The 13,350-nt window shown below is 51.7% G+C and carries 14 protein-coding genes; 7 read left to right on the plus strand and 7 right to left on the minus strand.

Annotated features, from left to right (window positions below; all coding sequences use genetic code 11):
- Positions 1-180 precede the first annotated feature (180 nt).
- Both FJM65_RS11815 and FJM65_RS11820 read left to right on the plus strand, forming a co-directional pair.
- Entirely contained in the window at positions 181-981 is an 801-nt protein-coding gene (locus tag FJM65_RS11815) for an alpha/beta fold hydrolase (RefSeq protein WP_140621748.1), read from the plus strand.
- A gap of 10 nt (positions 982-991) precedes the next feature.
- Complete coding sequence (locus FJM65_RS11820; protein WP_140621749.1) at positions 992-1,618, plus strand: PAS domain-containing protein; 627 nt, start codon at positions 992-994, stop codon at positions 1,616-1,618.
- A gap of 325 nt (positions 1,619-1,943) precedes the next feature.
- Here FJM65_RS11820 and FJM65_RS11825 read toward each other — a convergent pair whose 3' ends face one another.
- On the minus strand, positions 1,944-2,426 hold the full coding sequence (locus FJM65_RS11825) for a hypothetical protein (RefSeq protein WP_140621750.1): 483 nt from the start codon (positions 2,424-2,426) through the stop codon (positions 1,944-1,946).
- Positions 2,427-3,210: 784 nt separating this feature from the next.
- Here FJM65_RS11825 and lpxD point away from each other — a divergent pair.
- From lpxD to FJM65_RS21260, 5 genes are all read left to right on the plus strand, one after another.
- Positions 3,211-4,233 (plus strand): UDP-3-O-(3-hydroxymyristoyl)glucosamine N-acyltransferase, encoded by a 1,023-nt coding sequence (gene lpxD / locus FJM65_RS11830; protein WP_140621751.1) that lies wholly within the window; start codon positions 3,211-3,213, stop codon positions 4,231-4,233.
- 237 nt (positions 4,234-4,470) lie between these two features.
- The gene (locus FJM65_RS11835) at positions 4,471-5,865 is read left to right on the plus strand and encodes a bifunctional UDP-3-O-[3-hydroxymyristoyl] N-acetylglucosamine deacetylase/3-hydroxyacyl-ACP dehydratase (protein ID WP_140621752.1); all 1,395 of its coding nucleotides are present in this window, start codon (positions 4,471-4,473) and stop codon (positions 5,863-5,865) included.
- Positions 5,862-6,653 (plus strand): acyl-ACP--UDP-N-acetylglucosamine O-acyltransferase, encoded by a 792-nt coding sequence (lpxA, locus tag FJM65_RS11840; protein ID WP_140621753.1) that lies wholly within the window; start codon positions 5,862-5,864, stop codon positions 6,651-6,653. The genes FJM65_RS11835 and lpxA overlap by 4 nt, the downstream gene beginning before the upstream one ends.
- Positions 6,643-7,278, plus strand: coding sequence for an ABC transporter ATP-binding protein (locus tag FJM65_RS11845; RefSeq protein ID WP_140621754.1), 636 nt, complete (start codon positions 6,643-6,645; stop codon positions 7,276-7,278). Before lpxA ends, FJM65_RS11845 begins: the two co-directional genes overlap by 11 nt.
- 23 nt (positions 7,279-7,301) lie before the next feature.
- Positions 7,302-7,445, plus strand: a complete 144-nt coding sequence (locus tag FJM65_RS21260; RefSeq protein ID WP_181163704.1) for a hypothetical protein — start codon at positions 7,302-7,304, stop codon at positions 7,443-7,445.
- A gap of 447 nt (positions 7,446-7,892) precedes the next feature.
- Here FJM65_RS21260 and FJM65_RS21740 read toward each other — a convergent pair whose 3' ends face one another.
- From FJM65_RS21740 to FJM65_RS11875, 6 genes are all read right to left on the minus strand, one after another.
- Complete coding sequence (locus tag FJM65_RS21740; protein ID WP_140622062.1) at positions 7,893-8,096, minus strand: type II toxin-antitoxin system RelE/ParE family toxin; 204 nt, start codon at positions 8,094-8,096, stop codon at positions 7,893-7,895.
- An 89-nt stretch (positions 8,097-8,185) separates the two neighbouring features.
- Positions 8,186-8,446 (minus strand): type II toxin-antitoxin system ParD family antitoxin, encoded by a 261-nt coding sequence (locus tag FJM65_RS11855; RefSeq protein WP_140621755.1) that lies wholly within the window; start codon positions 8,444-8,446, stop codon positions 8,186-8,188.
- Between the two features lie 206 nt (positions 8,447-8,652).
- Complete coding sequence (locus FJM65_RS11860; RefSeq protein WP_140621756.1) at positions 8,653-9,633, minus strand: glycoside hydrolase family 26 protein; 981 nt, start codon at positions 9,631-9,633, stop codon at positions 8,653-8,655.
- 120 nt (positions 9,634-9,753) lie between these two features.
- Positions 9,754-10,770 carry a glycoside hydrolase family 26 protein gene (locus FJM65_RS11865; protein ID WP_140621757.1) on the minus strand — a complete coding sequence of 339 codons (1,017 nt, stop codon included), beginning with the start codon at positions 10,768-10,770 and terminating at the stop codon, positions 9,754-9,756.
- A gap of 148 nt (positions 10,771-10,918) precedes the next feature.
- On the minus strand, positions 10,919-11,851 hold the full coding sequence (locus FJM65_RS11870) for a DUF5018 domain-containing protein (protein ID WP_140621758.1): 933 nt from the start codon (positions 11,849-11,851) through the stop codon (positions 10,919-10,921).
- A 9-nt stretch (positions 11,852-11,860) separates the two neighbouring features.
- The gene (locus FJM65_RS11875) at positions 11,861-13,336 is read right to left on the minus strand and encodes a RagB/SusD family nutrient uptake outer membrane protein (protein ID WP_140621759.1); all 1,476 of its coding nucleotides are present in this window, start codon (positions 13,334-13,336) and stop codon (positions 11,861-11,863) included.
- Between the last annotated feature and the right edge of the window lie 14 nt (positions 13,337-13,350).

Below are 13,350 nucleotides of genomic sequence, written 5' to 3' on the forward strand. Positions count from 1 at the left end.
CGTAGGGCATACGCTGTCAGCTTGGGAGTCAGACACCGATGGTGTCCAATACAACGGCAATGGTCGGGTAGCCCAAGAATCCCACAGTCTTTAAACGTGGGAGTGTCAAAGCCGCTAAACATATGCAAAGCCCAAGACATCCCGGCGAGCCTGATGAACACTATTTAACCTTATGAGGAAATGACAGACGTTATCAAACGAAATAATGTCCGCACCATCGGTGAAGGAGATCAGGCAATTATTTTTGCCCATGGATTTGGATGCAACCAAAATGTGTGGCGCCATTTGGTTGACGCATATAGAGACCAGTATAAACTGGTCCTTTTTGACTTTGTCGGATCTGGTCAATCCGATCTGAGTGCTTACGATTCTGAGAGATATGGCTCCTTGGATGGCTATACCAAAGATGTTCTAGAAATCCTGGAAGCGCTAAACATCAAAAACGCGCTTTATATCGGCCATTCTGTAAGTAGTATGATAGGAGTGAAAGCCGCAATAGCACAGCCTTCCTATTTTAGTAAATTGATTTTTATATCTCCTTCTCCCTGTTATTTAAATGATGGGGATTATATAGGCGGTTTGGACAAGGAAGACTTAAACAATCTGCTAGCATTAATGGACAGCAATTACCTGGGCTGGTCTAGCTTCCTTGCGCCCCAGGTGATGGGGAATTCGGACAGACCAGCCTTAGGAGAGGAACTGGTTGAAAATTTTTGTGCCACTGACCCGGATATTGCGAAGGAGTTTGCCCGCGTAACTTTTCTTTCTGACAATCGGGCTGATCTGGAAAAACTGGTAACCGAGAGCCTGACCTTACAATGCGCTGAGGATATTTTAGCCCCTTTAGCAGTAGGGTATTACTTAGAGAAGAAAACGAAAGGGAATACGCTCAATATTTTAGAGGCGACCGGGCATTGCCCCCATTTAAGTGCTCCGGAAGAAGTAATTGCAGCTATTAATGCCTATATTGATTTCGAATAACAACACTTTTATGGAAAAAGAGCCTGCAACCGATCTCATAAATTTTAAATGTGTATATGACAATGCTCCCTGCGGCTTATTGACTTATAAGATGCAGGGTCCCATCATGTATGCAAACCAGACGCTGCTAAAATGGCTTGGTGTCAGTGAGGAGGAAATCATAACTAAAAAGATGCCGGATATCTTAGATAAGGCAGGCGTCCTATATTATGAACTTTTCGTGCAGCCTATCCTGAAAATGCACCAGGAAGTAAAGGAGATCAGCCTGCGCATTGAGACTCCAAAAGGTGCTTTCTCCTGTTTATTTAACGGAGTAGCAGGCGAAGGGCAAATTGTCAATGCCGTTATTTATAAAATAGAAGATCGGCAGAAGTATGAAAAAGAGCTCTTCCTTAAAAGAAGCAAGGCAGAAGAAGATAATAAACTTAAATCCAAAGCCTTACAAGAAGTGATCTTTGACCACTCCCATCTGGTTCGGGCTCCATTGGCAAATATTCTGGGCCTGATAACACTACTGGAAAGAACGATTCAGAACGGAAAGGAAGTTACCGTTATCATTGCCATGCTGCAACAGAGTGCCTCCAAACTGGACAACCAGATTACCTCTATTGTGAACAAGGCAAACCTAACTTCCTAGCAATAGTGGTGTCAAGAGCCTATGTCCCTGCCTTGCCTTTCGATGCTGACCAGGCACTGTCTGGAGGTCGTAACCCCGGCTTTTATTGTGCTTTGCTGCAGGCAATGGATGAAGTGGCATAACTTCAGTTGGCTTGCAACATAGCGGGGCCGGCGCCTTGCAACTTGGCGCGGGATTCGCGTGGGGGCGTTCACAGTGGATAACCCTTGCCGGGTTACCCACAAACGAACACCCCTGGTAGTAGTGGTGAGGTGTGTTTTATTTTGGTGCATCTTCTATTCCAAAAAGGCTCCAAAGCCGGCGGTAGACACAAGCAGGATTCGGCTTAGCCCTCCACCTGCCCGCTCAACAGGTGGTCATACAGGACCTTTGCTGCCGCCTCCAGCAAGGGGAAGTCATTGAGCCGCTCCTGGCAGCGCTTCATATCGAAATGGCAAAGGCTTCCGAAAGGACGGCCATGCGCGTCTCGCATCAAGACGCCATAATAGGATGTCACGGGCGTGACCACCAGCCCTTTCACGCGCTCATCCTCCGTCGCATCCATGATTTCCAGCGCCTGCCGCACTTGCAGTAAACTACAGTAAGTCGCTTTCATGGGCGCGTCTTCGCCCTTTTTCAATGCTGGGTCATACTTATCGAAAATGGCCACATTACGCAGCATCTCTCCATCATAGCGGTAGATACCCGTGAAGCGATGGGGGGTTCTGTGGCTCAGGTAGCGCAAGGCCCCGTGGATACCGGCGCTTCCGAGCGCCTCTTTAAATTCCTGAAGCTCTTTTTCAAAGTACGCAGCTGGGGAAGAATCCATATTTCTCATTCATAGTGAAAAGTAGCTCCTAGTCTGCGACGCGATTTATGCGTACAGCAATTGCCAGTCAGCTTGCCACTGGCAGGTAGGAGAAAGACGCGACGTCTGTCTTCCCAGCAAAGCTACGGCAATTTCTTTAGATTAAATGCCCCCTCCTTCCCTTGCTGCCAGCGCCTGGCCTGCCGAACCCCGGCTTCAGGCTTTCCCAACCCTGTACTGCAAGCCCCTCAGCCAGCCCCACTGTTGCCGGAAGTTCACAATAAAATATCAAAGAACGCCCGGGCACTCCTGTCTTTGGCGGTATAGCCGTCAGTGCAATTTTACCGGGCGCTTCTCCCTAAGCTACAGCAAAGGAAGCAGAAAGCCTTCGCATGGGATACTTTGAGGATGTCGCTGCCGGGGAACCATTTCGCTTCAGCTTGAAAGCCTGAAGAGGCTCTTGGATGAAATACCTCGCAGTAGGGAGGCAGCTCAGCAACCCCAGCTCCTTTAGCGGTGGGAATGGCAAGATGAGCGGCACCAACCTCTCTGGCCCCTCTTCCCAGCAAAGTTCATGAGAGGACTGCGTCCGGTCCAGTCTCCCTGCCATCGCCAGCGCAACCGACGCTTCAGGTGCCCAGAAAAAATTCCGGGATGCAACCGTATAACCGATTCATGGCGTCCTTGAAAAGTATGGGCTCATCCTGAGTCCACACAACATAAGCCTGTGCGAAAGCGGGATTTTTTCTTAAGTTTGCACCCCCAAATTATTCGCGTTTTTGAGTTTTTGCTCTAATTTTACAAAATGGAATTTACTGTTCAACAGATAGCTGACCTGCTGCAGGGCAAGGTAGAGGGAGATAACACTGTAAAGGTCAGCACCTTGGCAAAGATTGAGGATGCCCAAGCGGGCGCCCTTGCGTTCCTGTCCAACCTCAAGTACGAAGCCTACCTATACAATACCCAGGCCAGCGCCGTGATCGTTTCAGAAGCGCTGGAGCTGAAGAAAGAAACCACTGCTACCCTGATCCGGGTGCAGGACCCCTATTCGAGCTTCTCGACGCTGCTGACCTATTACCAGACGGCGCTGCTGGCCTCCAAGGTCGGCGTGGAAGAGCCCTGCTTCCTGGGACAGGGCAGCCAGATCGGCGAGGGCCATTACCGCGGCGCCTTTTCCTATATCGGCCAGAACTGCAACATCGGCAACAACGTCCGCATTTTCCCGCAGGCCTATATCGGTGACAATGTCACCATCGGCGACAACACGACCATCTTTGCCGGCGTAAAGCTCTATGCCAACACCGTGGTGGGCGCCAACTGCACCATCCACTCGGGCGCTGTGATTGGCAGCGACGGCTTTGGCTGGGCACCGCAGCCCGATGGCACCTACAAGGCCGTGCCGCAGATCGGCAATGTGATCCTGGAAGATGACATTTCCATCGGGGCCAACACCGCCATCGACTGCGCCACCATGGGCTCCACCATTATCCGCAAGGGCACTAAGATTGATAACCTGGTGCAGATCGCCCATAACGTGGAAGTGGGCACCGACACGGTGATTGCCTCCCAGTCCGGCATTTCCGGCTCTACCAAGATCGGGGACAACTGCGTGATCGCCGGCCAGGTGGGCATCGTGGGCCATATCACCATCGCCAACAAAACCACCATCGGCGCCCAGTCCGGCGTTTCCAAGTCCGTCAAGACCGAAGGCCTCATCATCCAGGGCTCCCCGGCCTTTGACTATAAGCAGAACCTGCGCGCCATGACTGTGTTCCGCAAGCTGCCTGAGCTGCAGCGCGAACTGGAAATGCTCAAGGAGAAAGTATAAACCGGTAACTTTAAGGTCTGAATAGCCCTGGCAGCTACCGGCGTGCCCATCTTCTATACCTTGTACTTTGCCTGTAGCGCTATTTCTGAGACAGGCTGGCTACTTTATGCTTAAAAGTTGGCAATACCCTATTTAATGTCTTAAGTTTGCAGGGTAAAAAGCACCGGCACGCAAACGCCTGCGCTTCCCTATACAGCCAGACGCTACAAGAGAGATAACACGACTACAGATACGTGAATGAACGATAAACAGCACACCATTAAAGCGCCGGTCACTGTATCGGGCATTGGGTTGCACACCGGCGTGGTTTCGAACATGACCTTCAAACCCGCCCCCATCAACCACGGACACAAGTTTCAGCGCATCGACCTGCCGGGCAAACCTGTTGTCAACGTGGATGTGGACAATGTGGTAGACCTCTCCCGCGGCACCACCATTGAGCAGAACGGCGCCCGCGTCAACACCGTGGAGCATACCCTGGCCGCGCTGGTGGGCCTGCAGATAGACAACGTGCTCATCGAGCTTGACGGCCCGGAGCCCCCGATCATGGACGGCTCTTCCATTGAGTTTGTGAAAGCCTTGCAGGAAGTGGGCCTGCAGGAGCAGAATGCGCTGCGCAACTTCTTTGAGATCACCCAAGGCCTGAGCTATAAGGACGAAGACCGTGGCGTAGAAATAGCCGCCCTTCCCCTGGACGATTACCGCCTCACAGTGATGGTGGACTATAATTCGCCGGTGCTGGGCAGTCAGCATGCCTCTATCACAGACCTGAACCAGTTCGAGAAAGAGATTGCCCCGTGCCGCACCTTTGTGTTCCTGCACGAGCTGGAAATGCTCTACAAGCAGAACCTGATCAAAGGCGGCGATCTGGACAATGCGATCGTGATCGTGGACCGTGTGGTGCAGGACGATGAGCTCACGCACCTGTCCGAGCTGCTGCAAAAGCAGAAAGTGGAGGTAAAAGAGGAAGGTATCCTCAACAACACGGAGCTGCGCTTTAAAAATGAGCCGGCCCGCCACAAGCTGCTCGACCTCTTGGGCGACCTGGCGCTGATCGGGCGCCCGATCAAAGGGCAAATCCTGGCCGCACGCCCCGGCCACGCGGCCAACATCGCCTTTGCCAAAAAGGTGAAAAAGCTGATCCACGAAGCAACGATTAAAAACGTACCGACCTACGACCCGAAGAAAAAGCCGGTCATGGACATCAACCAGATCTCGGCCACCCTGCCCCACCGTTACCCTTTCCTGCTGATCGACAAGATCATTCACCTGGACGAGACAACGGTGATGGGCATCAAGAACATTACCATGAACGAGCCGTTCTTTCAGGGACACTTCCCGGGCAACCCTGTGCTGCCGGGCGTGATCCAGATAGAGGCCATGGCCCAGACAGGCGGTATCCTGGTCCTTAACTCGGTTGAAAAGCCGGAGGATTACTGGACTTACTTCCTGGGCATAGACAAGTGCCGCTTTAAGCGCAAAGTGCTTCCGGGCGATACGATAATTTTTAGATGTGAACTGCTGGCTCCTATCAAGCGCGGCATTGCCAAAATGAGTGGTCAGGCCTTTGTAGGCGGGCAACTGGTGATGGAAGCTGAAATGTCGGCAAGTATAGTAAAGAAAGACGCATGAACCAGCCATTAGCCTACGTACATCCAGAAGCTAAAATCGCGCAGAACGTTGTCATTGAGCCCTTTGTCACCATCCACAAGAACGTGGAGATCGGCGAAGGCACCTGGATCGGTTCCAACGCGGTGATCATGGAAGGCGCCCGCATCGGCCAGAACTGTAAGATTTTTCCCGGGGCGGTGGTCTCCTCCATTCCGCAGGATTTGAAGTTTGCCGGTGAGGTCACCACGACCCATATCGGCGACAACACCGTCATCCGCGAGTATGTGACCGTGAGCCGGGGTACCATCGATAAGATGAAAACGGTGATCGGCAAGAACTGCCTGGTGATGGCCTACGCCCACGTGGCCCACGACTGCATGGTGGGTGACAACTGTATCATCGGTAATTCGGTGCAGATGGCCGGCCACGTAGAGGTGGGTGATTTTGCCATCGTCAGCGCGGCCACCCTGGTGCACCAGTTTGCCAAGATCGGCGCTCACGCCTTTGTTTCCGGCGGTTCGCTGGTGCTCAAGGACGTGCCGCCGTTTGTGAAGGCTGCCCGTGAGCCCCTCTCCTATGCCGGCATCAACTCCATCGGCATGCGCCGCAGAGGCTACGTGAGCGAGCAGATAAACGAGATACAGCACGTGTACCGCCTTCTGTTCATGAACGGGCTCAACAACAGCCAGGCCCTGGACAAGATCGAGGTGGAGCTGTCACCGAGCAGGGAACGCGACGAGATCATCAACTTCGTGCGTAATTCCGGCCGGGGCATCATCAAGGGCTATTTTGCAAAAGATGCAAGTTAAGCTGAAGGGCTTAGGCAAACGCTATAACTACGAGTGGATTTTCCGGAACCTGACCTATACCTTTGAGGCAGGCACCGCTTATGCCGTCCTGGGGCATAACGGCTCCGGGAAATCCACTTTGCTGACCATCATGGCCGGCCACAACCTGGCCAGTGAAGGGCAACTCAGCTACAGGCTTGACGGTAAAACAGTGGAACATGACCATGTGTACCGTTACCTCTCCCTTACAGCCCCCTACCTGGAGCTGGTTGAGGAGTTCACGCTGCTGGAGATGCTCGACTTCCATACCCGCTTTAAACCGCTTCGCCACCAGCTGTCCACGCTGGCGCTGATCGACAGAATGGGCCTGCAGCGCTCCAAACACAAGTTCGTCAAGGATTTCTCCTCCGGCATGAAACAGCGCCTCAAACTGGGCCTGGCCATCTACTCTGACAGTTCCCTGCTGCTGCTCGATGAGCCCACCACCAACCTCGACCAGGAGGGCGTGGCCTGGTACCAGGAGCACGTGGCCCAGAACAAGGAAGGCCGCCTGATCATCGTCGGCTCCAACATCCACCACGAATACAGCTTCTGCGACGAGCAGCTGCGCATCTCAGACTACCACGTGGCGCCGCGGGGGCGGTAAAAAGTCCACCGCAGCACAGTCTTTTGCCTAAAAGGGCCACGGCGGCCAGCTTGGTGGGGAGTGTAGAGCACACGGTGGCCGGAGTGAAGCACATGAGCATCACAAAGGAGAAGATCGGGCTGCAGGGAGACCAGTCATGCGCATCGCCTACGGCCCGCTCACCTTAAGAAGGGACCCTAGAAAATTATATTCATAAGCTTTAATAGATTGGCTAATTAAAAACCTGTTTATCTTTTTTTAAATCAACTTGGTGCCTGTGGCACCTGCCAGGACAAAGCCTGCTTAGGAGCCTAGGCCGCCTGTGGCGTCGCGGTGCTCATCGGGAGCAGTATGAGTATGGGGTATGCTAAAGGCCGATTTCTGAAAGGCCACGCCATACAATCTAGGGACCGATCACAGAGGATGGAAAACACAAGCTGACAACAAGGTTGACTTTCCACACGGCGAGTGCTGCGGCAGATGTAAGCACTTCCCCAAGTGCTCTTCATAGCAGGAATTATAATAAACAGAAGGGGCAACTTCTTTCGGGCTGTTTTTAAAAATAGCAAGAGGGCCGATGTGCATCAAGAGGCTAATCGATCTCGGATGTCATTTGGTGAGAGCGTGCTGATGTGCTATTCTCCCAGGGGCGTGTCCACATCCCGCCTCTGATACAGAACAGGCCGCACTATGATATGATGGGCAGCCCCAACATCATAGAAAATAAGATAAGTGCTAGCAGGAAAGCTTCGCAGGTCTTTCCTCAGTTCATTCCTGGCCTTCCTGATCAATGGGGTCTGGGCCAGGTGCCGGCAGGTAGCGCTGATATCATCCAGGATGTGTGCTCACCGGCGTTCTCTGCGAGGGAAAGCCAAATCTCCGTCAGGTCTTCCTCTGCTGCAGGGCTTAATTGGTAAAGATCCATTCCTTAGGCGGACTTCTTAAAGCGCTGCGCCAGAAGAGTCCGTCCTTTTTGTTTGATGGCGGCTGCGTCAAAGGGCTTGGGTTCGCCCACATACCCTTTTTCGATTTCCATTCTTAGCTCCTGCAGGCGGTTCTCCATCAGCTTTTCCTGCAGCTCTAACGCACGCAGTCCCGCTCTCACCACTTCGCTGGCGTTGTTAAACTTGCCGGAGCTTATCTTACCGGCGATATACGCTTCGAAATATTTTGTCAGGTGAATGTTCATGGCCCTAAATCCTTTAGCGCAAAGATAAAAAGCAAAGCGTCTGTGTCCATCTTAGACAGTCAAAATATGGTATGTTCATATGTAACGCTGACTAAGAAAGCTTGTTGCTGGAAAGCGTAAGACCTCCCCTCCCGGTTTTACCTATGGCCCGGTAGAATCAAGCCAGGAATACGCGCACACAAAGACATACTTCCAACCCGGATGGCTCACTCGGCATGATGCTGCCAACCTGGCATTTTATCCAGCGTCACCACGCGAGGGGAATGGTATAAGGCCTTGATTTCCGCCGCTGTGTTGCTTTCCTGAACCAATTCAGACCAAGCCATAAAGAATACCCACCTTGGTTGGGCCTTTAGCATAGCCGGACTGGGCAGCTTGGCGCATTCCCCTATCGCGATGGGCTTGTCTCCAACAATAGACAGAATATAGTCATACCACGATTTATCGAACCCTTGATCATATACATCAAAGGCAAAAACGTCCCAATATGCTTCTCCCGGATTATAGGCTGCAAAGTCCCGGCTCATGTCCTGCATGTCCCACACCCATATCAGGTTTGTCAGCCCTTTTTCCTTGACCATGTAATCATGCGTAATCCGGTATAGCTTCGCTGTCCCCTCCGGCCCCGGTCTTCCTCCCCACCAGAACTTTCCCTGGTTCATCTCGTGCAAGGGCCTGAAGAGCACTTCCACGCCATTTTCCTTTAAATACTGCAGGTACACGGCAATGTCATCCATGCGGCTTTTCCATGCCTTATTCAAGGGAGTTCCGTTAGTGGTCAGTTCTTTCCACTCATGGTCAGAAAGAGGGGCATTCAGCAAACCCGGGTCCCAGCCACAGGGTTCCCCTTCATCGGGTGGGCAGGCGTGCCACATGATATTGACCAGGGCTCCCCTATCCCATTGTTTCTTGGCTTCTTGAATCATGGTCCACCGGTTGTCCATGTTCTCCTGCTGAAAGAGAAAGTCCCCACTCCACAGCCCCGGGTATTTCCCTGTGGTATTTGAAATGTATTCAGACCACCTGTCCGGGTCCTTGTTGGGCTCACGGTTATGCTGCCCGGCGACCGTTTTAGTCCCTGCGATGCTTTTAAGGTAGGGAAGCACTCTGGTAGACTGTGCAAAGGCGGCTGAACAGGCCAGCAAGAAACATGAGGCCAATAACAGCGTTAAGGTTAGATTTCTCATCGTTGGCTTAAGATGGGGGGTAGCTTTCATCACCCCCTGTTTTTACAATTTGTTTATATCAGCATCCTGTTGGAAAAAACGAACGACGGCTTGCTGTTCTGCGCAAGGCGGCAGGCGCCGTTACCATCCAGGCATTTCATCCAGGGTAATTATTCTGGGTGAGTGGTGCAGGTCATTGATTTCCCTCTCTGTATTTTGCCGGAATACCAATTCAGACCAGCCCATAAAAAAACTCCATTTTGGCTGGGCAACCAGCTGTGCGGCAGTCGGCAGTTTCTCGCACTCGCCAATGGCAATTGGCTTCCCGCCCGAGACCTTCACCATGGCATTGTACTTGGTTTGCGTATACCCGCCGCCATCGTATATATCCAGTGCAGCTACGTCCCAGTATTCCTCCCCGGGATTATAACTTTCCAGGTCACTGGACAAGGTCGGGAAGTCCTGCAGATCCCACACCCATATCAGATTGGACAGCCCCTTGGTTTTGGTCATGTAGTCATGGGTAAGCTGCCATAACTTCCGTGTTCCGTTCGCTCCGGGCCTGCCTCCCCACCAGAACTTTCCTTGGTTCATCTCGTGCAAGGGCCTGAAGAGTACTTCTACGCCACGGTCTTCTAAATACTGTAGGTAAACGCTTACCTCATCCATCATCCCTTTCCAGTTTGTGTTCAGCGGGGTACCATCTGTTACCAGCTCCTTCCACTGGTCATCGGTCAACTTGCTTAAAACCCCTTCTTCGTCCCATCCACATGGCTGCTCCAGGGCCGGATTACAGGCATGCCACATCAGATTGACCAGGGCACCTTGCTCCCATTGGTTCAAAGCCTCCTCGATCATGATCTGCCGGTTATCAATGTTATCCGCCTGGAAAAGAAAATCGCCGCTCCACAGGCCAGGCACCTTTCCTGTGGTAGATGTTATTTCATCCGTCCACTTGGCAGGCGTTTTGTTTGGTTCCCGGTTGTGAATACCCGCAACAGTTTTTTCCCCGGAGATTTGGTAGAGGTAATTTAGTGATTTGAAGCGGGTCTGGGGAACTTCTTCCGGCTGCTCATCTTGGGCAGGGACATCTTCTCTCTTGCAGGAACATATGACTAGTGTTGTAGCCATGCACATCAAAAAAAAGTATTTTTTCATAAGTACTACCTAAAGCTTGAAAAGAATTAACGCTACAGCCTGCCTGGATAGCTGTTGTTGATCCAGCCAAGAGGGCGTATTTGCCTGCCTAGAAGCAATGGTAGGGAAAACGGTGCCGTCTCCTTGCGCCATGTTCCCTACCCCTTTATTAGTCTCGTTTCTTTACTTCTATCCAAAACTTGCGGGGCTTCTTTACGAACTTATCGTAGTCCGAATAAATATTGTCCCAGTCGTCCGTCCCGTTCAAGGTAAAAATAAAGGCATTGTCGGCTACCGTTTTCGATAAGTTATTCCCCAGGTCCTCTGTTCCCGGCCCTGCAAAGCTGCCGGTCGCGGTACTTCCGTCGGCAAAGGTGAACGTCACGGTTTTGTTCACATAGTTTCGCTCCCAAGTACCCTCCCCTTTCGGAATTTTTCTGTAGAATGGATTTACGTCTGTTTGCGGATTCCCCACATACAGGAAATTGGCGTATTGGCCGTCCTCACCGGCATCGTTGGTAATTGTTCCGTACGTATTGCCGTCCTCGGTGACGCCCGTGAACGAAAAGGTCAGCACATTATCCAGCTCAGCAGCGGGGCCGCCCTCTTCCGGCCATACCCAAGGCTTATCCGTTAGGTTCAAAACACCGCCACCACCGTATTCCGGACCTGTACCACCATAGAGCACCAGGCCCGTTATATCATATGTACCTAACAGCGTCTCTGTAAACGGTACAAGCTCTACTGTCCATACACGGGTCTGGCCGGACTCTGAAGTAACCGTGTAGGTCACTTTATTATTATTTGCAGCAAAGTTAACCGGTGTACCCGAGGCAGGAGTAATCGTCGCTTTATAGGAGGGTAAAATGTTCGGTGCTAGGTGGGTGAGGTCTGTCCCTTCGTCCACCAGCACATTGACTGTTACCGTTGAAAGCTCCCTGTCAATAACAGCTGGTCCCATTTGTCCTTGGTCAAGGGAAAAGGACATGATCGCACGCTCGTTGCTAATAATGCCGTCAAAGGGATCTTCCGTGCAGCCGCTGAAAGCCAATACCCCCACCAGTATAAAAACGTATGATAAAATTCTTCTAAAGCTTCTCATAACAAGTCATTAAAGGTTTGGATTCGCATCAACTTCTCTTTGTGGAACAGGGAAGAAATAAGGATCGCCCTGAATAGCCTTACCGTATTTTTGTTCCAGTACCTCTTCCATTTTATGTGTTCTGCGCAGGTCAAACAAGCGATTTCCTTCAAAGGCTAACTCCCAGGATCTTTCCTGTATGACCGCATCGCGGAAAGCCTCCGGGCTCAGCCCCTCTTCCAAGGGCTGCAAGCCTGCTCTTTCCCGTATCTGGTTGATGGCTTCATACCCTTCTGTCGTGGGACCGCTTGCCTCGGCAAATAAAAGCAAAACATCGGAAAAACGCAGGACAGGGGTATTAACGCCCGTCTGCTCTCCCACTTGATGCGGATCCAGGTACTTCCTGGTGAAAGGACGGCTATAATCGTTGATGCCTAAGACCCGCTCTTCTCCATCCACATACACCTTCGAGACGATTAGCTCGGTTTTACGCTTGTCTTCAGGCGCAAAGCTGTTATACAGTGCTGGCTCCGTCAATAAGTGGTTCCAGGCAGACCGCACGGGGGTGCCATCCTCCAGTGTAAACACGGCACCATCTATGTAGGGGATAAACATAAGGGGAAGCTTTGAAAAGTTTCCTTCCTGTGGACCTGTCCGGTCTGTAGAGACACTAAAGATGTGTTCCGGCCCATTTTCTTTATCTATGTCAAAAATAGCTTTCAGATTTGGGTCCAGCCTGTACACACCCTGCTGATGGACAACTTTATCAGCGTAGGTCTTTGCCTGGGCATACATTTCATCGGCACCCGTTACAAAATCATACCCTGGCGAGGCAGTGCTCTTGGCAGAGGCCAGTGTTGCATATACTTTTGCCAGCAGTGACCAAGCCGCAACTTTATCGGCTCTCCCTTCTCTTCTGGTCATGTCCATTAAGTCAGAGGCCTTGACTAAGTCTTCGACAATCAGTTTGTAAATATCCTGCATAGAGGATTTAGGTGAGTTTATCTGCTCGATGGAGGTGACCGGCGTGGTTCTCAGTGGCGCCTCTCCGAATAGCCTTACCAAATTAAAATAATGCAGGGCCCTTAAAAAATAGGCTTCGCCCACGACCTGATCTCTATAGGCTTCCCCCATGTTACTGATGCCCGGTACATTGGCAATAACTGCGTTAGCCCGGTTGATGCCGATGTAAGCGTAGCGCCAAGCTGTTGTAAGATCCGGGTTATCAGCCCGAACCCTCAGCTCATCAAATTCAAAGTTACTGGCCCCTGCGTCTGGCTTGAGTGTGATGTTCTCGCTAGGCAGCTCGGTTATGAGTATGAAATTCCTGGAGTAGTACTCTATTTCCGGCAATATGGAATAGGCATAGATGATGGCAGCGGTGGCATCTGCCTCTGATTTGTAAAAATTCTCCGTGGAGGTGAAGCCGTAAGGCTCTTCCTGTAGCGAGCAGCCAGCTAGCAGGAAGGAAGTCAAAACGGCATATAGATACTTCTTGATTCTCATGACAGTGTTTTGGT

The sequence above is a fragment of the Pontibacter mangrovi genome (genome assembly GCF_006385705.1).
GTDB classification, from domain to species: Bacteria; Bacteroidota; Bacteroidia; order Cytophagales; family Hymenobacteraceae; genus Pontibacter; species Pontibacter mangrovi.